Origin of the sequence: Salinivibrio sp. KP-1, assembly GCF_000968645.1 — a bacterium.
GTDB lineage: Bacteria > Pseudomonadota > Gammaproteobacteria > Enterobacterales > Vibrionaceae > Salinivibrio > Salinivibrio siamensis.
On the sequence record NZ_LAQR01000001.1, the window covers coordinates 117,622 to 140,243 of the forward strand.

General features: G+C 51.6%; 20 protein-coding genes. 12 read left to right on the forward strand and 8 right to left on the reverse strand.

The genetic code is table 11. The annotated features are described in order from the left end of the window. Window positions 1–25 precede the first annotated feature (25 nt). The gene (locus WN56_RS00560) at window positions 26–1,657 is read right to left on the reverse strand and encodes an ABC transporter ATP-binding protein (protein ID WP_046073121.1); all 1,632 of its coding nucleotides are present in this window, start codon (window positions 1,655–1,657) and stop codon (window positions 26–28) included. A gap of 540 nt (window positions 1,658–2,197) precedes the next feature. Further along, on the reverse strand, window positions 2,198–3,553 hold the full coding sequence (locus WN56_RS00565; protein ID WP_046073122.1) for a dihydroorotase: 1,356 nt from the start codon (window positions 3,551–3,553) through the stop codon (window positions 2,198–2,200). A gap of 203 nt (window positions 3,554–3,756) precedes the next feature. On the opposite strand from WN56_RS00565, the gene hinT reads away from it, so the two are divergent. The 9 genes from hinT (at window position 3,757) to WN56_RS00610 (ending at window position 11,985) form a co-directional block, all read left to right on the forward strand. After that, complete coding sequence (gene hinT / locus WN56_RS00570; RefSeq protein ID WP_046073123.1) at window positions 3,757–4,107, forward strand: purine nucleoside phosphoramidase; 351 nt, start codon at window positions 3,757–3,759, stop codon at window positions 4,105–4,107. A gap of 28 nt (window positions 4,108–4,135) precedes the next feature. Further along, on the forward strand, window positions 4,136–4,513 hold the full coding sequence (locus WN56_RS00575) for a YcfL family protein (protein ID WP_046073124.1): 378 nt from the start codon (window positions 4,136–4,138) through the stop codon (window positions 4,511–4,513). A gap of 59 nt (window positions 4,514–4,572) precedes the next feature. Then, window positions 4,573–5,193: a hypothetical protein gene (locus WN56_RS00580; RefSeq protein WP_046073125.1), complete on the forward strand. Its 621-nt coding sequence runs from the start codon at window positions 4,573–4,575 to the stop codon at window positions 5,191–5,193. Further along, window positions 5,186–6,049 (forward strand): phosphotransferase, encoded by an 864-nt coding sequence (locus WN56_RS00585; protein ID WP_046073126.1) that lies wholly within the window; start codon window positions 5,186–5,188, stop codon window positions 6,047–6,049. The genes WN56_RS00580 and WN56_RS00585 overlap by 8 nt, the downstream gene beginning before the upstream one ends. After that, window positions 6,050–6,913 (forward strand): DUF6279 family lipoprotein, encoded by an 864-nt coding sequence (locus WN56_RS00590; RefSeq protein WP_046073127.1) that lies wholly within the window; start codon window positions 6,050–6,052, stop codon window positions 6,911–6,913. It begins immediately after the preceding gene. A gap of 181 nt (window positions 6,914–7,094) precedes the next feature. Continuing rightward, window positions 7,095–7,637, forward strand: coding sequence for an alpha/beta hydrolase YcfP (gene ycfP, locus WN56_RS00595; RefSeq protein ID WP_046073128.1), 543 nt, complete (start codon window positions 7,095–7,097; stop codon window positions 7,635–7,637). 263 nt (window positions 7,638–7,900) lie between these two features. Beyond that, window positions 7,901–9,190, forward strand: a complete 1,290-nt coding sequence (locus tag WN56_RS00600) for an NAD(P)/FAD-dependent oxidoreductase (protein ID WP_046073129.1) — start codon at window positions 7,901–7,903, stop codon at window positions 9,188–9,190. 180 nt (window positions 9,191–9,370) lie between these two features. Then, window positions 9,371–10,360 (forward strand): cytochrome-c peroxidase, encoded by a 990-nt coding sequence (locus tag WN56_RS00605; protein ID WP_369795683.1) that lies wholly within the window; start codon window positions 9,371–9,373, stop codon window positions 10,358–10,360. Window positions 10,361–10,596: 236 nt separating this feature from the next. Beyond that, a complete protein-coding gene (locus WN56_RS00610) occupies window positions 10,597–11,985 on the forward strand; it encodes a DEAD/DEAH box helicase (protein WP_046073131.1) in 1,389 nt (462 codons plus the stop codon). A gap of 60 nt (window positions 11,986–12,045) precedes the next feature. On the opposite strand, the gene WN56_RS00615 is transcribed toward WN56_RS00610, so the two are convergent. From WN56_RS00615 to WN56_RS00635, 5 genes are all read right to left on the reverse strand, one after another. After that, window positions 12,046–12,375: a hypothetical protein gene (locus WN56_RS00615; protein WP_046073132.1), complete on the reverse strand. Its 330-nt coding sequence runs from the start codon at window positions 12,373–12,375 to the stop codon at window positions 12,046–12,048. 2 nt (window positions 12,376–12,377) lie between these two features. Next, window positions 12,378–13,319: a hypothetical protein gene (locus WN56_RS00620; RefSeq protein ID WP_156146646.1), complete on the reverse strand. Its 942-nt coding sequence runs from the start codon at window positions 13,317–13,319 to the stop codon at window positions 12,378–12,380. 212 nt (window positions 13,320–13,531) lie between these two features. After that, window positions 13,532–14,407 (reverse strand): peptidoglycan binding protein CsiV, encoded by an 876-nt coding sequence (locus tag WN56_RS00625; protein ID WP_046073134.1) that lies wholly within the window; start codon window positions 14,405–14,407, stop codon window positions 13,532–13,534. Between the two features lie 28 nt (window positions 14,408–14,435). Further along, on the reverse strand, window positions 14,436–17,900 hold the full coding sequence (mfd, locus tag WN56_RS00630; protein WP_046073135.1) for a transcription-repair coupling factor: 3,465 nt from the start codon (window positions 17,898–17,900) through the stop codon (window positions 14,436–14,438). Window positions 17,901–17,904: 4 nt separating this feature from the next. Then, window positions 17,905–18,498 carry a hypothetical protein gene (locus WN56_RS00635; RefSeq protein ID WP_046073136.1) on the reverse strand — a complete coding sequence of 198 codons (594 nt, stop codon included), beginning with the start codon at window positions 18,496–18,498 and terminating at the stop codon, window positions 17,905–17,907. A gap of 194 nt (window positions 18,499–18,692) precedes the next feature. Between WN56_RS00635 and WN56_RS00640 the strand changes: the two genes are divergently transcribed. Genes WN56_RS00640 through lolE form a run of 3 tightly spaced genes read left to right on the forward strand, consistent with a single transcriptional unit; the run spans window position 18,693 to window position 21,797 of the window. Beyond that, window positions 18,693–19,880 carry a lipoprotein-releasing ABC transporter permease subunit gene (locus WN56_RS00640; RefSeq protein WP_046073137.1) on the forward strand — a complete coding sequence of 396 codons (1,188 nt, stop codon included), beginning with the start codon at window positions 18,693–18,695 and terminating at the stop codon, window positions 19,878–19,880. Continuing rightward, window positions 19,873–20,562, forward strand: a complete 690-nt coding sequence (lolD, locus tag WN56_RS00645) for a lipoprotein-releasing ABC transporter ATP-binding protein LolD (protein ID WP_046073138.1) — start codon at window positions 19,873–19,875, stop codon at window positions 20,560–20,562. Before WN56_RS00640 ends, lolD begins: the two co-directional genes overlap by 8 nt. Continuing rightward, entirely contained in the window at window positions 20,559–21,797 is a 1,239-nt protein-coding gene (gene lolE, locus WN56_RS00650; RefSeq protein WP_046073139.1) for a lipoprotein-releasing ABC transporter permease subunit LolE, read from the forward strand. The genes lolD and lolE overlap by 4 nt, the downstream gene beginning before the upstream one ends. A 204-nt stretch (window positions 21,798–22,001) precedes the next feature. Here lolE and WN56_RS00655 read toward each other — a convergent pair whose 3' ends face one another. Next, on the reverse strand, window positions 22,002–22,559 hold the full coding sequence (locus tag WN56_RS00655; protein WP_046073140.1) for a DUF2062 domain-containing protein: 558 nt from the start codon (window positions 22,557–22,559) through the stop codon (window positions 22,002–22,004). Between the last annotated feature and the right edge of the window lie 63 nt (window positions 22,560–22,622).

Genomic DNA, 22,622 nt, shown 5'->3' on the forward strand with positions numbered 1-22,622 from the left:
GCCCGTTTGGGCATCACTGCGTGGGCTAGGCCACTTCCTCTTCTGCAAGGTCGAACGAGGCAGCAATCAGGTTACGCGTGTACTCGTTTTGTGGGTGATGGAAGATTTCCTCTGGGGTACCGGCTTCCATGACTTTCCCTTTTTGCATCACCATCACGCGATCGGAGAGGGCACGAACCACACTCAAATCGTGGCTGATAAACAGATAACCGATGTTATGGCGTTTTTGGATATCTTTCAGCAAGTCGATGACCGTCAGCTGCACGGAGCGGTCCAGTGCCGAAGTTGGCTCATCCAGCAAGATAAACGCAGGGTTCAAAATCAACGCACGTGCTATCGCGATACGCTGACGCTGACCGCCGGAGAACTCGTGCGGATAACGGTTGATCGCTGAGGTATCTAGACGTACCTCATACAGTGCATCTTTCACCCGCTCGAGACGTTCTTTTTTGCTCAACTCGGGGAAATGCGTGCGCAAGCCTTCGGCAACAATTTCACCGACTGTCATGCGTGGCGACAAAGAGCCAAATGGGTCTTGGAACACCATCTGCATATCGCGGCAAAGCGCTTTGTTCTCGCTGTTTTTGATCCCGTGAATATCTTGGCCTTTAAAACAAACGCGACCTTCAGCGACGGGTAACAGGCGCATAATGGCGCGGCCTAGGGTCGATTTCCCTGAGCCAGACTCACCGACAATGCCCAATGTCTCACCGCGTCGCAGTGATAAGCTGATATCGCTGACCGCCTCGAAATAGCGTTTGTTGCCACCAAAGAAGTCTGCCCCCAAGAAGTACTTGATGGTGACGTTATCCACGGTCAGCAAGTTTTCTGCATCGTCCTGCGGGGCTTCTTTGCGGCCACGCGGCACGGCGTCGATCAGCATCTTGGTGTAATCTTTTTGTGGATTTTCGAACAGGGCTTGGGTGTCGTTGGTCTCGACCACTTCACCCTTGCACATGACCACCACACGATCGGCCAGGTGTTTCACCACGCCGAGGTCGTGCGAGATAAACATGATGGCCATGCCCATTTTTTGCTGGAGCTCGCCAATCAGATTAAGCACTTCCGCTTGCACCGTGACGTCAAGGGCGGTGGTTGGCTCGTCGGCAATCAACAAATCCGGTTCGTTAACCAGTGCCATGGCAATCATGATGCGCTGAAGCTGACCGCCAGAAAACTCGTGCGGATACTTCTCTAACGCGCTGGTAGGGTTAGGCAAGTGAACCAGGTTTAACAAGTCGATGATGCGCTGTTTTGCCTTCTCAGCTGTGGTGCGGTGGTGACACTGAATCGCTTCGGTTAACTGCTCGCCAACACGCATGTAAGGGTTAAGCGAAGTCATCGGCTCTTGGAAGATCATGGCGACACGATCGCCGCGCATCTTCTGAATTTGCTTGGTGGACAGCGTCAAGACATTGGTGTCATTAAAGGTCACTTTAGAGGCCGGCTTAACTAATGCGTTATTGGGGAGCAGCCCCATCACGGCGCTACTAGAAACCGATTTTCCTGACCCTGATTCACCAACGATTGCCACGGTTTCACCGGGCATGATGTCAAAACTAACATTTTTAACGGCATCGACCATGCCGTCGTTGGTCGTAAATGACACACTCAGGTTTTCGACACTGAGAAGTGGCTTAGAAGCAGATGAAGACATCATCACCTCACTGGTTGATTATTCGACGTCACGAGTTCACCAATAGCCATAGACGCTGAATGCGCTCAGTATCGTTGGCACGGCAGATACTCGATGATTTGGATGGTCGCCTGCGATTTATGCGCAAACGCCCGTCATTCGTGTTGGGTTGGTCATTGTTGGCCGGAGCCACAATGCACGCCCTGATGCGGATATCAGCCAGCTGGAGCGTTTCATCAAAGGCCAAAACAGGCATGATGAACAGCTTGCGCCAGTGGAAGAGGTAGGATACGAGTGTCGCGATAACCGAAAGACGCTTAAGGTTACCTCTCCTTGCGAACACAGCTTTTCAACATCATCCGGTGTTGAAACCAAGCAGCGTGAATATCCATATATCACCCACACAATATACGATTCGGATATAAAAGCAAATCGTTATTGCGCGCAAGGTTTGTGATGCCAGAGTTTGACCTGTCAGACAAAAACACCCTTGTTGACGCGTTATACAGTGAAATATCTGTCTTGTGCGCGCGACACATAGTCGCGCGCCTATGCAATGACTTACTGACGGTCGAACTCAAGGCGCGTTGAATAGCGTTCGTCGCTGTGTTGACCGTGCTCAAAGGCAATTTGGCCATTGACGATAGTCATATCAATGCTAGAGCCGAAAGTGTGGCCGTCAAACGGTGACCATTGGCATTGGTAGAAGAGGTTATCTTGACCAACCGTCTGGGTTTGGTTGAGATCCACCAGCACTAAATCGGCCCAATACCCTTCACGGATAAAGCCACGATCTTTCACCTGATAGCGAACTGCAGGGGCGTGTGCCACTTTTTGCACCACCAAAGGCAAATCGAAGATACCACGATGATAAAACTCTAAGGCCACTTGTAACGCATGTTGCACAAGTGGCAGGCCAGCCGGCGCGTTGAAGTAGCTGTTTTGCTTTTCTTCAAACGTATGGGGGGCATGATCGGTGGCAATCACATCAATCACGCCGTCTTTGACCGCTTGAATCAGTGCCTGCTGATGGTGAGCTTCTTTGATCGCTGGGTTACATTTGATCAACGTGCCTTTTGTCGCGTAATCATCTCGGTTGAAAAACAGGTGATGGACACAGGCTTCAGCAGTGATCTGCTTTTGCTGCAGGGCTTCGAGCGTTTTGGCTGGCTCAAACTGATACAGCTCATCTTCGGTGGTCAAGTGCAGCACATGCAAACGGGTGCCGTGCTTTTTAGCGAGGTTAACCGCCAGCTGGGATGATTTAAGACATGCTTCTTTAGAGCGAATGTGCGCGTGGGCATCAATCGGCACGTCTTCACCATATTTCTCGCGATAGATGCTCTCGAGTTCGCTGATCATGGGAGTGTCTTCGCAGTGGGTGGCGATAAGCGTGGGACAATCAGCGAAAATGGCGTTGAGTGTCTCTGGATCATTCACCAGCATATTGCCGGTGGAGGCGCCCATAAACACTTTTACCCCGCAGGCGCTATTGGGGTCTAAACGACGAATTTCGTCAATATTGTCGTTGGTCGCGCCGAGGTAAAATGCGTAGTTAGCATGGCTGGATTGCGCGGCGCGTTGGTATTTTTCTTCCAGCGCGTCTAGCGTCGTGGTGGGTGGGTTGACGTTAGGCATTTCCATGTAGGTGGTAATGCCTCCCGCGACCGCCGCTTTGGATTCGGTGGCGATGGTACCTTTTTTCGGAAAACCGGGTTCACGAAAGTGCACTTGGTCGTCAATCATCCCAGGGAGAAGGTGCTTGCCAGTGGCATCAATCACGCGGCAATCGGCCGCGGCGGGCGCGCTGATATCTTGGGCGACTTGGCTGATTCGGCCATGCTCAATGAGGACGTCCGTTTCAACAACTTGTCCTTCGTTGACAACGGAGACATTCTTAAATAATAGGGTGGTCATGCTGTGATCCTTACATGTCAAGGCATTGTCGCTATGGTAACGCAATCGATTACTTGATTCAGCCCCTGATTGTTTAGGGAGATTAACCAAGTTTTAACCGGATGTTGACGCAATTGTTGTACATTAGCACCGTCAGCGTATTGCCCTTCAAGTAGGGCTGCCGCATACTTGGCGCGGTAAACAACAATAAAAGGGAGTGAACCATGGCGGAAGAAACAATTTTTAGCAAAATCATTCGTAAAGAAATCCCTGCGGATGTTTTGTATCAGGATGAACTCGTGACCGCCTTTCGCGATATCAACCCGCGTGCCCCTGTGCATATCTTAGTCGTGCCCAATAAGTTGATTCCGACCACTAACGATGTGGATACCGATGATGAGCTTGCGCTGGGACGTATGATTACGGTGGCGAAAAAATTAGCCGCTGACGAAGGGATTGCCGAAGACGGTTACCGCTTGATCATGAATTGTAATCAGCATGGTGGGCAAGAGGTTTACCACATTCACATGCATCTAGTGGGTGGCCGGGCGTTGGGGCCAATGGTGGTTGGCTAGTCGAGACAAGCGTTAAGAGGGTAAGAGTATGGGTAAATGGTTGTGTTTACTGGCAACCCTGAGCCTGTTGGCTGGATGTGCCACCGGCAAGCCATCTCTTTCGATCACGCCAGGACAATCTGTGGTTTATTCGGATAATACACTGGCGCAGGTACTCGACGTTAAACGGCGGGCGTGTGCCGGTGCGAAGACCATGCAACAAACCTGTTTAACGCTTATTAATCGTAGCCAGCACTCCCAGTGGATGCGTTACCGCTTTTATTGGTACGACAAACAAGGGCTGCAAGTGGAGGCCTCGCCGTCTGAGTGGCAGCGTATTTCGTTGCCTGCGAAGGCCTCTAAACGTATTAATACTCGGGTGCCGACCGCGAGCGCGACCCAGTACCGCATGGTGATTGTCCACTAGCGTGCCTCCTTACGTCGAGATCAACAGCCAGGCTCATACTTATCCTTGAGGAAATAACAATGGCACTTGTCCGCTTTGCTTCTTTACCCATGCCGTCGGCGGGGCGACAGTATTCACTGCGACAGCGTTCGCTGCGACAGCCTTCACTGCTTACCACTCTGCTCATGGCGTTTTTCTTACTGACCATGATTGGCTGTGCGCCACGCACACAACCGGTTTATCAACCGGGTGCGCAGAGCCCATCGACAACGACTCCCTCTCGTCGGCCTCATCCGAGCTTAGATCAGGCAATGCACGCGGCGGTAAGTGGACTACTTGACAGCCAGCCGTTGCAATCGTCACCCGTCACCCTGGTGCAGCCCATTCAAAACCTGAGTAACCACTACTTTCCGACACAAACTTATTCCGAGCAGCTTAAAGCGGGGTTAGTCACTGCTGGCCGCATTACGCCAGTGCCTGAGGCGAGAGTGCAAGCGGTGCGTCAGTCACTTGGGCTGGCGCAAAATCAAGCATTGGTCGACCCGTCTACCATTGTTCAATATGGTCGAATGCTCGGGGCTGAGTACCAGCTGAGTGGCAAAATAACAGCGGGGAGCCCCTATCATCTGCGCTTGCAACTGATGGACTTACACTCTGGTGTGATTGCGTGGCAAGGGGTTGAGACGTTTGTCAGTGAATGATTGGTCTCCGGCACTCGACGCGCCAATTAACACGGCACTGAGCCGCTTTTACGCCAAGCCGACAGAGATAATCCACACTGAGCCACTGGCCGCCGGTTTGACCAATCGTTGTTGGCGCGTTACCGATTCACAAGGTGGACAGAGTGTATGGCGTCCTAATAGCCAAGCCGTCAGGGCGTTTGACATCGATCGGGCGCGCGAAGCAAACGCACAATCCTTGGCCGCCAATCATGGGTTGGCACCTCAGCCGATTGCGCTGTTGGCCGAAGGCTTACTGGTGCCCTGGGTGCCAGGTCAGCCGCTTGATCAATGTAACGATGATCACGCAGCGATCTTAATCGACCTGTTGGTTCGTATACACCAATTACCGGTTGAAATTGAAACCGCCTCGGTTGATGCACAATGCCAGCATTACGAGCGGCAGCTATCAGCCGCCAACGTGCATCGTCTAGCGGATATTAAAGCCTGGGCAATCGCGCAGCGACCTGCCGAAGAGGGCGATATTCCGGTGCTGTGTCACATGGATCTGGGCGCTTACAACGTTGTGATGACGCCCCATCGTGGCGCTGTCGTGCTTGATTGGGAATATGCACGTACGGCCGATGCGCACCTTGATATTGCGCTGTTTTGTCGTGCCAATGCCCTACAGCCTGATGCGGTGATTGAAACCTATTGTGCGCAGCAACAGATAAAAGCGACGGAGGCGGTGCGCAGGCGCGTCTTGGCGTGGTTGCCGTTTGCTGACTATTTGGCGCTATGCTGGTATGAGGTAGGTGCGAACTTGTATCGGCTACCGGCCTATAAAGAGGCGGCTAATCAGCTTTTTGAACAGCTGGCGGCACAAAGGCGAGGCTAATTGAACACGCAGGAAGGGATGGTCAAACAAGGTTGTCGAACAGGGTGGGTAGTTGGCTGTTTGCTTTTGCTGGTAGGCTGTACCACAGAGCTGGCCTATAACACCTTGCCGTTTTGGATTCATTACTACATTGACGATATTGTCAATTTGCGCCCCGAACAGTCCCGCCAAGTCAAAGCCGATCTCGATAAGATTCAACAATGGCACCGCACTCACGAATTACCGGCGATTGCTGAGCGCTTAGGACTGATCGCCACACAAAGTACCGAGCGGCAAACGATGGCGCAATTACGCGCGCATCAAGACGCGGTGAAAGAGAGAATTCGCGCGACGTTACAGGCTTTTGTGCCCGCCACCGCACGTTTACTTGATAGTTTTGACGATGAGCAAGCGCAAGCACTGACGCAGTGGATGGAAGAGGAAATTGAACAAGCCACCCAGCGCCGCGCTAAGCGTTCTGAGGACGAGCAATTTGCCTATCAACGGGATGACTTGGAAGAAGATACCGAAGAGTGGGTGGGTGATACCGACCGCGATCAGCAGCCGCTCTTCACCGAAATGGCGCAATACCAACAAGCGGCGATGCCGACATTCCGTCAAGTACGTGAACGGTTAGTCAGCCGCCTGTTTAACATTATCAATAACAGACAATCGATTGATACCGAAGCGGCGTTGTCGCAATGGGTGAATGATGTGGTGGCGTGGCGAGCCGGGCCAGAGACGGAAACCGAAATGGCAATCTATCGTTCTCGGCGGCTGGATTGGCTGCTGCGCCTGGATCGCAGCCTGGATGACGAACAACGCAACCGCTTAGTGGAAAGTCTTAATGAGTGGCAAACGCGCCTTAGTGACATGAGCCGTTGAGCCTTGCCTAGCGCAATGTCTGCTGGAGTGGGTCGTGCTATCTTATTATCGGGACGAGGTGTGACATCGTGGCGGGTCAAATACCCTGATTATTTCTAGGGTGATCTTGCTCATTTTTCTGTCCGGAGGGCTATGCTATTGATAAGGGTCACAGCTTTGCGACAACCAAGGATGGCTTTACATGATCATATATCTTCACGGTTTCGATGCCACGAGCCCAGGCAACCATGAAAAGGTGCTGCAGCTTCAATTTGTCGATGACGATGTGCGCACCATCAACTACAGCACCATGCACCCCAAGCACGATATGCAACACCTGCTGAAACAAGTTCAGACGCAAATTGAAGCAAGCAGTGATCCAGCCCCTTTGATTTGCGGCGTGGGGCTTGGTGCTTATTGGTCTGAGCGCATTGGCTTTCTGTGTGGCATTAAGCAGGTGATCATTAACCCCAACCTTCATCCTTATGAAAACATGCAGGGCAAAATCGACCGTCCGGAAGAGTATGAAGACATTGCCACGAAATGCGTTACCGATTTTCGCCAACGTAATCAGCAGCGCGCGTTGGTCATTTTGTCGCGAGAAGATGATGTGTTAGACAGTCAACGTAGCTACCATCTGCTGTCTCCGTTTTATCCCGTACGTTGGGATGAAAAACAAAGCCACAAATTTAAAAATCTCTCCGCCCACCTACAAGCCATTGCCGAGTTTAAACAATCGGCCTAATGCCATGCTCGTAACCACAGTGTTGCGAGCATTTGGTGTAATTTTCCTACATGTAATCCATTAATTAAGCGCAGACAAGGCTCGAAGTAATTGTCGTTTTACGGCAAAATAGAGCCTTGCGTTGACGAACAATCCAATAAAAAAGAACGCAGAATACGCAACAGATGTTGTTAGTTACTGACAAAATGCCAATGAGTGCCAGTTTTAGCCAGTCGCCGATGGGCGGCTAGCGTGTATTTTTTTAGTTAGGTAAGGATGTAGAAGTGACCAAAATTATCGTTGTCGGTGGCGGTGCAGGCGGGCTTGAGCTTGCAACCAAGCTGGGCCGCACGTTAGGCCGCAAGCGCCGAGCAGAGATTACCTTGGTGGACAAAAATAGCAGCCACCTTTGGAAGCCGTTGTTACACGAAGTCGCGACAGGGTCGATGGACGAAGGCGTCGATGCGCTCAGTTACCGTGCGCATGCTAAAAACCATGGTTTTGACTTTCAAATGGGCACGCTGTGGGACATTGATCGTGACCAGAAAGTGATCACGCTAGCGCCCATGTATGATGAAAACAACGAACTGTTGATGCCTGAGCGTGAGTTGGATTACGACATCTTGGTGATGGCGATTGGCTCAACGTCGAATGATTTCAATACGCCAGGGGTACGGGACAATTGCATTTTCCTCGATAACCCTAAGCAGGCGCATCGTTTCCGTCGTGAGATGAACAACGAATTCATGCGATTGCACGCCAAACACGGCCAAGGCAGTGTCGATATCGCCATTGTCGGGGCCGGTGCCACCGGGGTGGAGCTGTCTGCCGAACTACACAACGCGATTAAAGAACTGCGGAATTATGGCTTCCGTGATTTAGATAACTCGAAACTGAACGTGACCTTGGTTGAAGCTGGTGAGCGGATATTACCCGCATTGCCGCCACGCATTTCTAGTGCCGCACATCAAGAATTATTAAAGTTAGGTGTGAAGGTGAAAACCAATACCTTTGTCACCAAGGCCGATGAAGAAGGGCTAGAAACCAAAGAAGGCGAGCGCATTCATGCTGATATTATGGTGTGGGCCGCTGGCATTAAAGCGCCTGACTTTTTGAAAGAGATCGCCGGTTTAGAAACAAACCGTATCAATCAGTTGGAAGTGAAAAATACCCTGCAGACTACCCGTGATGACGATATCTTTGTGATCGGTGACTGTGCGGCGTGCACGCAAGAAGACGGCAGCAAAGTACCGCCGCGTGCACAATCTGCGCATCAGATGGCCAGTCGCTGTTTTAGTAACATTGTGGCGAAGTTGAATGGGCGTGAACTGAAGCCGTATGTGTTTAAAGACCACGGTTCGTTAGTCTCACTCAGCCGCTTTTCTACCGTGGGTAGCTTGATGGGTAACCTGACCAAAGGCTCGATGATGATTGAGGGCCGGATTGCTCGCATGGTTTATATCTCCCTATACCGGATGCACCAAATTGCGTTGCACGGTTATGTCAAAACCGGTTTGATGATGCTGGTTGGGCGGATTAACCGCGTGTTGCGTCCGAGTCTAAAGTTGCACTAAACGTTGCGCCTGAATCAGGCACCGCGACATTAAACGATAAGACCGGGGCATGCCTCGGTCTTTATTGATCGTAGTCAATAAAGGTAGACATTATACTCGCACAAGTCTTGATGGGTGACTATTTTACATTAGTGGTGACTAAATAAAAAAATATCATCAGGAGGAGCAATGCGTTCAATCATTAAGACGGTTATTGTCGCTACCGGACTTATAGCGAGTCAGGTTGCATCAGCATTACCCCGCAACGAACCCGTCTCGCCGATTACCCCGCCAGAAGAGATCCATATCGGAAAAGCCGAGCTTGGTAAGAAACTGTTTTTTGATCCACGGCTATCTAAGTCTGGCTTCATTTCGTGTAATTCCTGCCATAACCTCAGCATGGGTGGCAGTGATAACCTAAAAACGTCGATTGGTCATAATTGGCAACAAGGCCCGATTAATTCGCCTACCGTTTTGAACTCTAGCTTGTCTATTGCTCAATTTTGGGACGGTCGCGCGTCTGATTTGCAAGAGCAGGCCGGCGGGCCGATCGCGAATCCAGGAGAGATGGCGTCGAACCATGTACTCGCCATCGATGTTCTGCAGTCCATTCCGCAATATGTGCGTGAATTCAATCAAGTGTTTGGTGTCACGGAGATCACGATTGAGCACGTGACGGATGCTATTGCCGAGTTTGAGCGTACCTTGGTCACGCCCAACTCTCCTTTCGATCAGTGGTTAATGGGGGATGATTCTGCGATCAGTGATTATGAGTTGGCGGGTTATCGTCTGTTTGTCGAGTCAGGGTGCGTGGCATGCCATAACGGCAGTGCGTTAGGTGGTACCTCGTTCCAGAAAATGGGCTTGCTTGAACCTTATCAAACTGAGAATCCCGTCGAAGGGCGTATTGCGGTGACGGGTAAAGACGCGGATCGCTTTATGTTCAAGGTGCCGACGCTACGTAATGTGGAATTAACCTATCCGTATTTCCATGACGGTGAAGCGCAAACGTTAACAGAGGCGGTCGACATTATGGGACGTCTGCAATTAGGTCGTAAGTTTACCGATGATGAAAATGCGAAGATTGTGGCGTTCTTGCTCACATTGACTGGCGATCAGCCGAGCTTTGACTTGCCGACACTTCCACCTTCCAACGCTGATACCCCAGTGCCTCAGCCGTTTGACGATTAAGTGATGTTGCCAGCTCGTGCCGGTTAGCACTGGAATGAGCTGGCATTTTGCATGATAGTGGTTGCCGCCTGACATGAAAGGCGTCACAATAGCCCCGCAATCAAGATTATTGATATCACTTCTAGAGCAACCCTCCTGACGCCGAGTTTTTCTCATACCACGATATTGATATTCATGACCCTAAGTGATGGGCCATGCGGCCTGTGACGACATTTTTAATTTATTGAGATCAATTGATGAGTTTCTCCTCTTTAGGACTATCTGCACCACTATTAAAAGCCGTAGAAGAGCAAGGCTATACCACACCCTCACCGATTCAGGAAAAAGCGATTCCAGCGGTGATTGAAGGGCAAGACGTGATGGCGGCCGCGCAAACCGGGACGGGCAAAACCGCAGGCTTTACTTTGCCTATTTTAGAGCGTTTACAAGCAGGTAAACGCGCGCGACCTAACCACGTTCGCACCCTGATTCTGACCCCAACGCGTGAGCTTGCCGCCCAAGTGCATAAAAATGTTGAGCAGTACAGCCAGCATACATCGCTGAGCTCTATGGTGGTATTTGGCGGGGTGAAGATAAACCCGCAGATGATGAAGCTTCGCAAAGGCGCTGATGTGCTGGTGGCGACGCCAGGGCGTTTATTGGATCTGTATCAGCAAAATGCGGTGCGTTTTTCTCAGCTGGAAGTGCTGGTGCTGGATGAAGCTGATCGCATGCTAGACATGGGGTTTATTCGTGATATTCGTAAGATCTTGGGACTGTTGCCAGCCAAGCGTCAAAACTTGCTGTTCTCTGCCACTTTCTCGGCTGACATCCGCCAGCTAGCGAAAGAGCTGGTGAATAATCCGGTTGAGATCTCGGTGAGCCCTGCGAACCAAACCGCGACAGGGGTGGAGCAGTGCATTTATCCGGTTGATAAAAAGAAAAAGCCCGCGATGCTGCTTTCTTTGATTGCTGACAATAACTGGCAACAGGTGCTGGTGTTTAGCAAAACCAAGCACGGCGCCAACCGCTTGTCGCGTTATCTGGATGAGTACGGCGTAAGTGCCGCCGCCATTCATGGTAACAAGAGCCAAGGCGCACGCACCAAAGCACTTGAACAATTCAAAACCGGTGACGTGCGAGTGTTGGTGGCAACGGATATCGCAGCGCGTGGTATTGATATTGCCCAATTGCCACAAGTGGTGAACTTCGATTTACCTCATGTGGCGGAAGATTATGTTCACCGTATTGGTCGCACCGGTCGCGCGGGGGCGGTAGGCAATGCCGTGTCTTTGGTGTGCGCTGATGAAGCCAAAGATTTGTTTGCCATTGAACGTTTGATTAAACAGGTTCTCCCGCGCCATAGCTTGGCGGACTTTCCGGTGGCGAATCCAGTGCCAGAGTCTAAACTCGACACGCGTCCGATCAAGCCCAAGAAGCCGAAAAAGAATAAACCGCGTCAGGACGGTCAACGCTCTGGTGACAATGCACGTGGCCACAAGCCGGTAGGGAAAAATCGTCGCCATACCGACAAACCAAGCGGCGGTAAGCCAGTGGCGGGTAATACGTCGCGAGCGCGCGGTGAGGCCAATTCGGCTAACAAACCCCGTCGTGCGCGACCAAAGGGTACGAAAAACAGCGCATAATGCGGTACCTTTTTGCTGAAGATTAATGAGAAAACCGGCTGTTGGCCGGTTTTTTTTGTTTTAGATTACCTTAGCCAACTGCGCCAATACCTTATCAATGGCGTTACCGATTTTTGCCACGTGCTCTATGGTCTCTTCTGCCTCATCAATCACTTTTTGTGCTTGGCGTGCATGGGTGATAAGGCGATCCAGCGCGTGCGCATCCTGCTCAAACTGGTCGCTATGCAAGGCAATCATGCTGGTATGATAGTGATAAAGTTGCTCGCCTAGCTGTTCTCTTTTTCGTTGCAATGGTTCCAGTTGTGGCCCAATCAATGTTTGACTCAAAAACCGGTCGAGGCTGTCGTAATTCGATTTCAGTAGGTGATAGCTTGTTTCGTTGGGGCTCATGGTCACTCCTCTAGCTGCTGTTGAAAGTCGTTAAGCGCATCAAGGTGGTGCTTGGTGATCTCAATCGCACGGCGGGCGCCTTGCAAAGAGGCGGTATTATCTAGACGGAGTGAATCAATGATTGCGTTATGCATGGCCACATAGTCCGATAAGGTACGATCTAAGCGTGCAAAGTAGGCATTCAGTCCCAGTAGCTTTTGTTTGGTGTGATAAGCATGGCGGTAGGCTTTAAGCCGCTGATCATAAGACGTATGGAAGGTGATGCAGCGCGTCTCGCGACGTTGCTGGCAGCGATTCGGGTTGTTTAGCAGTTGCATACGAATCGATAGGGCTTGATTTAAAGCGACCCGGGTTGCCATTTGCCAATGGGGGAGATCTTGACGAAGACGCGCAATAGTTTGCTGTATCACGGGTTGTCCTGCGTCCATTACGGCCAGCAATTGTCGATGACGCGTTGTATCGCTCATTGCGCGGCCGAGTGCATTGATACCGGTCGAGACAATCGCGATATCAGCGTCTTCCACCGACTTAATGTCGTGAACAAAAGGATTGTCGCGAAGAGAGCTCAGGGTGTCATGTAGTTGCTCAGATGCCTGGTCGATTCGCGCATTGTGATCCTCGGTGGCGAGTGCGGAGAGAAGCTGGCTGTAGCGGACGAGATCGGCGAGGGCTTGTTGTTGTCCGGTATCGGCAATTGGTGTGATCTTGAGTTTGGAAGCCGGAAGCCCATCGCGCACTGCACGCGATAGAATCGCGTCAACACGCGCCTGTTTCGCGCTAACGTAGACAGATTCAACGGTGTGATGCACCTTGATGGACTGTTGCGCATAGTCTTTGACCAGTTGCTGAGAGGGTTGGGACGTGCAGCCAGCTAAGATAAGAAGCGCAACCAAAGTGACTGTATTGCGGTATTGAACGAGAGCAGGCGGGAAACACATATTCATAGGCCAATTCACCGATAAATGAGACTTAATCAATGAGTGTGGCTGCCGGGCGGCGATTATAAATAGCAATAAAGGCTTTTTAATTGAATGTGGCATCAATAGCCACAATTGATGAAATTGATATCTTTATCTTTTACATGAAAGTGACGAATAGAAAAGCGCCTTGTCATCGTGAGTGATGACAAGGCGTGAGCGGATATCTGGTGAGCAGGCTAGTTCGCTTTGCGTACTTGAATAATCATTCCCATCATGGGGTTATCCAAATAGTGAATTTCGCCACTGCGCATCCGTCGTTTGTGCGTGAATGCATAGGGCTGCAAAAAGCGCTCGATGTGGTACTGCTTCTTCACCTTTTCTAGGCCCGCGACTTGCACGTTATTCGTGTTTGATGAGGCCCCTTGCTGCGCATCTGTGGTTTGCAGTGGCATATTGACCACGTCTTCCACCAGTGCGCGCCGCTCGCTTGGCTCTCGTAGCACCATGTCGGCCTCGACGAACAAGTAATGCTGGACGTAGACGCGCAGTGTGCCATCTAGCTCATAGAGGGGCTGGCGAGGGGGCGGAGGGGGCGCGGTTTCAAGCGCCTGCTCATCCCACGCTTGTTCGCTATCTGACGCTGTATTGCTTGACGGGGTGGCTTGCGCTGTCACTGGCGTACCGTCTGGATTAAAACGGTCGCGATAGTCTTTTCCGGCACTGACACGCAGCAAAGGCAGGGCAGCGCGGCCACTGTCATCTTGACGCCATGCAACATGCACCATGGGCGTAAAGCCCGCATGGTTAGACAGTTTATTGTAGGCATTTGTCAGCTGCCATTGACTACGAGGTAGTGGGGTCAGTCCTGCATTTTGTAGTGCGCTGTTGTTCGTCACAGGCGTTGCACGACGTACCGATCCCATATCGGTTTGTGCTGGCCAGCTTTCCTCCACGCTAGCAGGGTCTTGGTTGCGCTTAAACACAATCAATTCGACATCATAAAGTCGCTTAGCTAAAACCGGTTGGCTAAGTGAGATCAGTAGCAACGCCCAAAGGCTCTGCTTGGTATAGCGTACTAGCCAGCCTGGTGGGTGACATGAATGATTTTTCACAGGTTACTCCGTTTTCTTTGGCAAGCCATTATGCGACCAGTTGGTGACTTGCAAATTGAGTCAACAGCTCATCAATAAAGTTCATCCGCTCCCGTCGATCGGTGAGACTTTCGATAAACTTAATTTTGGTTGGCCCGTCAAATTTATACTTGTCTGGCCGCGATTGTAACAGCCCGACCAAGAATCCGGGATCAATTTGCGCGTCCTCATGAAACTCGACCATGCCGCCACGATCACTGGCTTCGATCTTTTTCACCCCTAATGCCGCGGCGCGTATCTTGAGCTGCTGGATATGAAGAAGGTTTTTGGTGGCGTCAGGCAGCAGACCAAAGCGGTCTATCAGCTCAACTTGCAGCTCATTAATATCATCGTTGGACTTAGCGCTGGCAATGCGTTTATACATCGATAAACGCATATTGATATCGGGAATATAATCATCCGGTAACAGCGCAGGCAAACGCAGCTCAATGTCTGTTTGTTCATTCAGCAATACATCTAAGCTCGGCTCTTTGCCTTCTTTTAGTGCCTCGACGGCTTGCTCAAGCATATCCATGTACAGGGTGAAACCGACCGATTGGATTTGACCACTTTGCTCGTCACCGAGTAGCTCGCCGGCGCCGCGTATTTCTAGATCTTGGGTCGCGAGGGTAAAGCCAGCGCCAAGGTCTTCGAGCGAGGCAATGGCGTCCAGTCGTTTCACCGCATCTTTGGTCATCCGTTTTGGATGGGGGGTCAGCAGATACGCATAGGCCTGGTGGTGCGAGCGACCGACACGGCCACGCAGCTGGTGGAGTTGTGCGAGGCCAAAGTGATCGGCGCGATCAATAATAATGGTGTTGGCTGAGGGAATATCGATACCGGTTTCGATAATAGTGGTACATACCAGCACGTTGTATCGTTGATGGTAGAAATCGCTCATGATCTTTTCTAGCTCACGTTCGCGCATTTGGCCATGGGCCACGGTCACGCGTGCTTCTGGGATCATTTCACTGATTTCATTCGCCGTTTTTTCTATGGTCTCGATATCATTGTGTAAAAAGTATACCTGGCCACCGCGCATAATCTCACGCAGCAATGACTCTTTAATTAGGGTATCTTCGCGTTCACGGACAAAGGTTTTCACCGCGAGGCGGCGTGACGGTGGGGTGGCGATAATCGAGAGATCGCGCATGCCACTCATCGCCATATTCAGTGTTCTGGGGATCGGCGTGGCGGTTAATGTGAGAATATCTACGTTGGCTCGCATCGCCTTAATTTTCTCTTTCTGGCGAACCCCAAACCGGTGCTCCTCATCAACAATCAATAAACCGAGGTCGCGTAGCTTCACATCCGATTGCAGTAACTTATGGGTGCCAATCAGAATATCGACCTTACCCGCTTCACAATCGGCCAAAATTGCTTTTTGCTCTTTTGCAGACTTAAAGCGTGACAACACCTCCACCCGGACGGGAAGGTTAGCAAAGCGGTCGCGGAAATTCTCGAAATGCTGTTGCGCCAGCAAGGTGGTGGGGACTAACACGGCAACTTGCTTGCTGTTATTGACCGCTAAGAAGGCGGCACGCATGGCCACTTCGGTTTTACCAAAGCCGACATCGCCACATACCAAGCGATCCATGGCAATGGGGCGACACATATCGGAAAGCACCGCGTTGATCGCTTGTGATTGATCACTGGTTTCTTCAAACGGGAAAGTCGCCCGGAAAGCGCGATAGGCGTCTTTGTCATGGCTAAACGCAAAGCCAGGCTTGGTCTCTCGTTTGGCATACACATCGAGTAGCTCAGCGGCGACATCACGCACTTTCTCTGCGGCGCGGCGGCGTGCTTTCTCCCAGGCTTCTCCGCCAAGCTTATGTACGGGAGCGGCATCTTCTGCGCCGCCAGAATAGCGACTAATCAGGTGTAAGGCGCCAACCGGAACATATAACTTGGCGCCTTGCTGGTATTCGAGCGTCATGTACTCTGTTTTGAGCCCACCCGCTTCCAGAGTTTGTAAGCCTTGGTAGCGACCAATACCATGCTCGAGATGGACAACGGGCTGGCCGGGTTTTAGCTCCGCCAAGCTTCTGATCACCGCATCGCTGCTGACACTTTGCTTGCGTTTATCGCGCCGGCGCTGCTGCACCGCGCGCTCACCAAACATGTCGCTTTCACAAATTAGGGCAAATTGTCGGGTGTTATCAATAAAGCCTTGGTCAACCGGGCCGATGATTAAGCCAAATCGGCCGGGTTGCGACAAAGCTTCTTGCAAGCCGTCGGCCACCATGGGACGAATTTTGGCTTGGGCGAGAAGATCCAGCAGGGCCTCGCGTCGTCCTTCCGATTCGACTGAGAAAACCAGGGTGCCGCTAAATTGCTCACTAAATTGGCGTAGCGCCGCGAGGGGCTCCTTGGCTTGGTGATTGACCGTCAACGTTGGCAGCGGCGCAATGTCGAGGTTTTCTCGCCCCGCTTTTTCTGTGACGCTGTCACTTTCTAGCTTTAAGCGAGGGTACTGCTTTAAGGTGGTGTGTAAGCGCTCTTTACTGAGCCACAACGCCTCGGGGGGTAACAGTGGGCGAAGCGGGTCGACACGTCGTTGATCATAGCGGGTTGCCACGTCGGCTTGGAAATGGTCAATCGCACTGTCAATATCCCCGACCGATAAAACCAAGGTGTTGTTCGGTAAGTAATCGAACAAGGTTTCGGTGTGTTCAAAAAACAGTGGCAGCCAGTATTCAATCCCAGCCGGCCAGGTTTTTTTACTCACTTGTTGGTAAATAGATTCTGGCTCTCGGCGCGCCTCAAAATGCTCGCGAAAACGGCCTCGGAAATATTCCACTGCCGCGTCATCGGTGGGGAATTCATGCGCGGGTAATAGCTGGATCTGTTCTAGCTCACCCGTGGAGCGTTGGTTTTCTGGATCAAATTGGCGAATGGTATCGACTTCATCATCGAAAAAATCGATCCGGTAAGGTTCGTCACTGCCCATTGGGAACAAGTCGAGAATCGAGCCTCTGCTCGCAAACTCGCCATGCTCCATCACTTGGTCAACGTGGCGGTAGCCGGCGTCTGTCAGCTGATCACGCAACTTCTCAAGCGATAAGATATCGCCTTTTTTCACCATTAAGGCATGTTGATGGAGAAAATGTCGCGGCGTCACGCGCTGTAATGCGGTGCTCGCGGGCGCAATGAGTACCCCGTCTTGTTGATGAGGAAGCTGATACAGGCAAGACAAACGCGCGGAAATAATATCCTGATGGGGAGAAAAACTGTCGTAAGGCAGGGTTTCCCAATCAGGCAGGAGGTCGCAGTTACCCTGGGTAAATTGACGAATGGCGGGCTGCAAACGCACCGCAGTCTGGTTGTCGGGCACCAAAAGGAACACCGGACCGGCGTGTTGCTGGGTGAGCGTCGCAATGGCTAGCGGTAACGCAGCCCCTGATAAATTACCAAGATGTTTGACGTCGCCTGGCCCTGAGGGCAGGGTAAAAGCATAGAGCGGTTGTTGGGTCATGAGTTTAACTGCTTGATTGTTTTCGGTTTCGTGCACGCTTTTTTAGTAGTTTTTGCTGATGATGCAGCGCCGCACGAATGAGCGTGTCGCGGTCTTCTTCCAATAAACGCGTGTACTGAATTTGGATCACATAGTCAGGGTTTTCTTGATCGCTGTCGGTGTGAGGCTCGCATCTCGTCACGACGCCGTAGCAATAGATGGCCGTCGGCGGATAATCGAGAAACAACTTCACCCGCGCGTGCACGCCTTTTTTAAGCGGCGAATGACTATGATAAGAAAAACTGCTCGCCCCAAAGGCGTGTGTCACAAAGCGATGGTCGGGCTGATCTTCGTGGCTGAGCATATAGCCCATCATCAGTGTCATTTTTTCGTTTTGCGCCTGCAGCACCCGGAATAACGCAGAGGCATCCTCCGGATCGATCGCTTTAAGATCTTTTTCTACGTCGCTATCGAGCTGGCCGCATTGACTCGCCAGGCGAAAAGGTGCCGGGATTTCGGCGGTAAAAGCCTGCGCATCTGGCTGGGCTTGATTGTCAGCAAGAGGCTCAACATTAATGCGAATCGCCGCTCGCACAGAAAAATATTCGTCTTGGCTCATCACTGTGCCTTAGATTGCAGTTGTATTAATGATTATCACGCACCCTTGGCAAGAGGTAAAGATCAGTCGCAGTTTCTGGGGGCGGTGAGGCGTTAATTGGGGTGACAATGGTGCCTTTCGTACAAGGTCGGCTTGGCGTCCCCCCATTGGACAGGTATGCTTGCAGCGAATCAAAACAATAAGCTAGGTGCGCTATGTTTCAACCCTTGTCGGTGTTTATTGGCTTGCGATACTTACGCGGCCGCTCAGCCGACCGTTTTGGACGCTTCGTCTCCTCGATGTCGACGGCAGGCATTGCCATTGGCGTGATGGCGTTGATCACCGTCTCGTCAGTGATGAATGGCTTTGAAGCTCAGCTGAAAGGCCGAATTCTCGGCGTGTTGCCTCACGCGATTATTGCCAACGGGCAAGCAAACCCAGATCAAACCGCGATTGAGCGTTGGCCTCACGTGATTGATACGGCACCGATACAAACCACGGATGCCGTGATTCAAAGCCGCAAAGGCTTAAGCGCCGGCTTGTTAGAGGGCATCGACCCCAGTGCACATGAGCCTTTGGCTTCCCACCTATTACAAGGTGAACTGTCGGCACTGGCAGCCGGGCGCTATCAAGTGATCATTGGGCGTAGCATGGCCTCTGAGTTACAACTTCGCGTCGGGGATGCTGTCCGCGTGATGGTAACCAGTGCGAGTCGTTTTACACCGATAGGTCGGATCCCCGCACAGCGCTTATTTACGGTGGCGGGTATCTTTCACACAGGGACGGATGTCGACGGGCAATTAATGCTGGCTAACATCGACGATGTGGCGAGACTCAGTGGGGTATCACCGTCTCAAGCCAACGATTTACGCCTGTTTTTAGATGATCCATTTGCCATTACCCAATTAAAGACACACGCCGATCCCGATACGTGGGCGGATTGGCGTGTTTGGCGCGGCGAGCTGTTTCAAGCGGTAAAAATGGAAAAGAACATGATGAGCTTGATGCTCAGCCTGATTGTGATTGTCGCCGCGTTTAACATTATTTCCGCGCTGATCATGGTGGTCATGGAGAAACAATCTGAGGTCGCGATTTTAAAAACTCTTGGGATGCAAGATAAAGACATTGTTGCTGTCTTTATTGCCCAAGGCAGTTTGAGTGGTGTGCTGGGCGCTGCAGTAGGTGGCGTGCTCGGTGTGCTCCTATCGGCATACATCAATGAAATCATGTCTATTTTTGGTGTGAGTCTGCTGGGTAACGGCCTAGCGTTACCTGTGGTTATTAATCCTTTTCATGTGGCGATGGTATTAGGCTTAGCGGTCGTGCTAAGTGTGCTAGCCACGCTATTTCCTGCGTTTAAAGCGGCATCTGTTCACCCTGCTGAGGCACTGCGTTATGAGTAAATCTTTGTTGTCCTGTCACCGCGTCAGTAAAACGTATCAAGAGGGCGGACAGCCGACCTGCGTGTTAAACGATGTTTCCTTGACCATTGCCCCGGGAGAGCTGGTGGCGATAGTGGGCTCCTCTGGCTCGGGGAAAAGTACATTATTACACACCTTAGGGACACTCGATTTGCCCTCGGAAGGTGATGTGTGGATTGAGGGTGAGGCGGTCAATGCGATGACGGCCAAGCAGCAAGCAAAGCTGCGCAATCAAACGCTTGGGTTTGTTTATCAATTCCACCATTTGCTCGCCGATTTCACCGCGCTGGAAAATGTGATGATGCCGCTTTTGATCAACAAAATGAGCCACAGCGCCGCGTCTGAACGTGCGACGGCCATGCTCAACGCGGTAGGGGTCGGACACCGGCTCAGCCATCGCCCGGCAGAGCTATCAGGTGGCGAACGGCAGCGTGTGGCCATTGCACGTGCATTAGTCAATGAACCCAAGTTGGTACTGGCCGATGAGCCAACCGGCAACTTGGATCATACCACTGCGCTCGAAATCTACGATTTGATGCGCCAGTTAAATGCCCAACATGGCACGGCCTTTTTAGTGGTAACCCATGACGGTGAGCTGGCAGCAAAATTGGATCGTCAACTGACCATGCAAGACGGCCAGTTGCTGGGGCAGGAGGGAGCATGAAGCCTTTATCGTTGGCCATCGGTCGTCGTTTTAGTCGCGCCAGACAACGCAATCGCTTGGTCTCTTTTATTTCCTTATCGTCAGTGATCGGGATTGCGGTGGGGGTGATGGTGATCATTGTGGGTCTGTCTGCGATGAACGGCTTTGAGCGTGAACTGAATCAACGTGTACTGTCTGTGGTACCGCATGCACAAGTGTTTGGTGTCAATGGCCCTATCGATAACTGGCAACAGGTCAAACGTCAGACTGAGCAGCATCCCAATGTCGAGGCTGCGGCTCCCTATGTTGAGATGACGGTGTTGATGGAGCATGGCTCTGCACTGCAACCTGCGCAAATTCGCGCTGTCGATCCGGATGATGAGCAAACCGTGAGTCGCATTGGTGATTATATTGAAGGTGGCTGGGAGAGCTTGCCAGCTGGGCAGTCGCAGATTGTGTTGGGACAAGGCGTGGCGGCGAAGTTGGGCGTCAGTCAAGGCGATTGGTTAACGGTCATGGTTCCCGCGACGGATAGCCAACTTGCATTGCGCGCCCCGAAGCGAGTGAGAATGCAAGTGGCTGGACTGTTGCGTCTCGGTGGACAAATCGACCATTCATTGGCCCTGATGCGACTTCAGGACGCGCAAACTATTATGCAAATAGGACAGTCAGTGACCGGTGTGTCTCTAAAGGTGTCTCCGGTGTTGCAGGCCCGTCAGATTGTGCATGAAGTCGGCCAAACGCTAACCACTTATGTGTATCTAAAAGACTGGACGAGTGAGTTCGGTTATTTATATCGGGATATTCAGTTGGTGCGAACCATCATGTATTTGGTGATGGTGTTAGTGATCGGCGTGGCCTGTTTTAATGTGGTTTCAACCTTGATGATGTCGGTAAAAGACCGAGCTGCTGACATTGCTATTTTGCGCACCATGGGGGCGGACGATCGACTGATCCGCCGCATCTTTATTTGGTATGGGCTCTTTTCTGGTGCCTTAGGCAGTGTGTTGGGCAGTCTATTGGGGGTCACCCTCGCCACTCACCTCACGGCGATATTGTCTCAGGTCGAACAGTGGCTCGGGCATCGCTTTTTATCAGGGGATGTGTACTTTATTAATTTCTTACCCAGTGAGCTGCATGCCGCCGATGTCATACTGGTGAGTACCACGGCCATACTGCTTAGTTTGCTTGCCGCTTGGTATCCAGCCCGAAGAGCCTGTCAGCTCGAGCCAGCCGCGGTGTTGAGTGCCAAATAGTGGCCATATCGCTTGGTATGCTTTGGTCACTGATACGCTTTATTTTATAAAAACCAAGAGCCCGACAATGGGCTCTTTTTGATCTGCCTCGTTGAACCCTGCAGGGAATATCATGTGTATACGCGGCGCTGACGCCTGAATCGCACTTCTGCCTGACGGCGTTTGGACGCGTTTGATGCCTCGCGTAGATTAAATCAGGACGATTTAAGAGGGCTTGTTTGGGTTAGGCAACACTTCTTTAATTTTCTTAGGCAAGCGTAACTTACGTTTTTCCCAGCTTCTGACCACAGAATAGCGCCAGATGCCACGTACGGTGAAATAGCCGATGACAGCCATCACCAGTCCGCTGGTGGCGCAGCCTAATAAAAACGGTGGGCCGATGTGGCTCATTTGCTCCGCCAAGTAATGCCACGATAGTTCAAAGTGGAACGGGTATGGGGGACTGTTCATCATCCAGGTGCCGAGCTTATAAGCAAGATAAAAAAGCACCGGCATGGTGATGGGGTTGCTTACCCATACTAACGCGACGGCAAGCGGCAGGTTGACCCCAAACAGAATCGCTAGGCCGGCAGCCATGATCATTTGGCTTGGTAGGGGGACAAATGCCATAAACAGGCCGACGGCAAAGGCACCGGAAGCCGACCGGCGGTTAAGGCACCATAAGTTGGGATCATGCAACAGGCTACCAAACACCCTGAGTGCCTTATTGTCGCGCAATGTTTCACGCTTGGGCATATAGCGTTGGAAAAACTTCTTAGGCATACCTGTTTACATTACCTGGAAATTACGCAATGACGCTGACCTTTACATTGACTGCCGCACTGG

Bases quoted from the DNA above. Each gene is read 5' to 3' on its own strand.
- WN56_RS00560 (WP_046073121.1), bottom strand. From the start codon at position 1,657: ATGTCTTCATCTGCTTCTAAGCCACTTCTCAGTGTCGAAAACCTGAGT.
- WN56_RS00565 (WP_046073122.1), bottom strand. From the start codon at position 3,553: ATGACCACCCTATTATTTAAGAATGTCTCCGTTGTCAACGAAGGACAA.
- hinT (WP_046073123.1), top strand. From the start codon at position 3,757: ATGGCGGAAGAAACAATTTTTAGCAAAATCATTCGTAAAGAAATCCCT.
- WN56_RS00575 (WP_046073124.1), top strand. From the start codon at position 4,136: ATGGGTAAATGGTTGTGTTTACTGGCAACCCTGAGCCTGTTGGCTGGA.
- WN56_RS00580 (WP_046073125.1), top strand. From the start codon at position 4,573: ATGGCACTTGTCCGCTTTGCTTCTTTACCCATGCCGTCGGCGGGGCGA.
- ycfP (WP_046073128.1), top strand. From the start codon at position 7,095: ATGATCATATATCTTCACGGTTTCGATGCCACGAGCCCAGGCAACCAT.
- WN56_RS00610 (WP_046073131.1), top strand. From the start codon at position 10,597: ATGAGTTTCTCCTCTTTAGGACTATCTGCACCACTATTAAAAGCCGTA.
- WN56_RS00615 (WP_046073132.1), bottom strand. From the start codon at position 12,375: ATGAGCCCCAACGAAACAAGCTATCACCTACTGAAATCGAATTACGAC.
- WN56_RS00620 (WP_156146646.1), bottom strand. From the start codon at position 13,319: ATGAATATGTGTTTCCCGCCTGCTCTCGTTCAATACCGCAATACAGTC.
- mfd (WP_046073135.1), bottom strand. From the start codon at position 17,900: ATGACCCAACAACCGCTCTATGCTTTTACCCTGCCCTCAGGGCCAGGC.
- WN56_RS00635 (WP_046073136.1), bottom strand. From the start codon at position 18,498: ATGAGCCAAGACGAATATTTTTCTGTGCGAGCGGCGATTCGCATTAAT.
- WN56_RS00640 (WP_046073137.1), top strand. From the start codon at position 18,693: ATGTTTCAACCCTTGTCGGTGTTTATTGGCTTGCGATACTTACGCGGC.
- lolD (WP_046073138.1), top strand. From the start codon at position 19,873: ATGAGTAAATCTTTGTTGTCCTGTCACCGCGTCAGTAAAACGTATCAA.
- lolE (WP_046073139.1), top strand. From the start codon at position 20,559: ATGAAGCCTTTATCGTTGGCCATCGGTCGTCGTTTTAGTCGCGCCAGA.
- WN56_RS00655 (WP_046073140.1), bottom strand. From the start codon at position 22,559: ATGCCTAAGAAGTTTTTCCAACGCTATATGCCCAAGCGTGAAACATTG.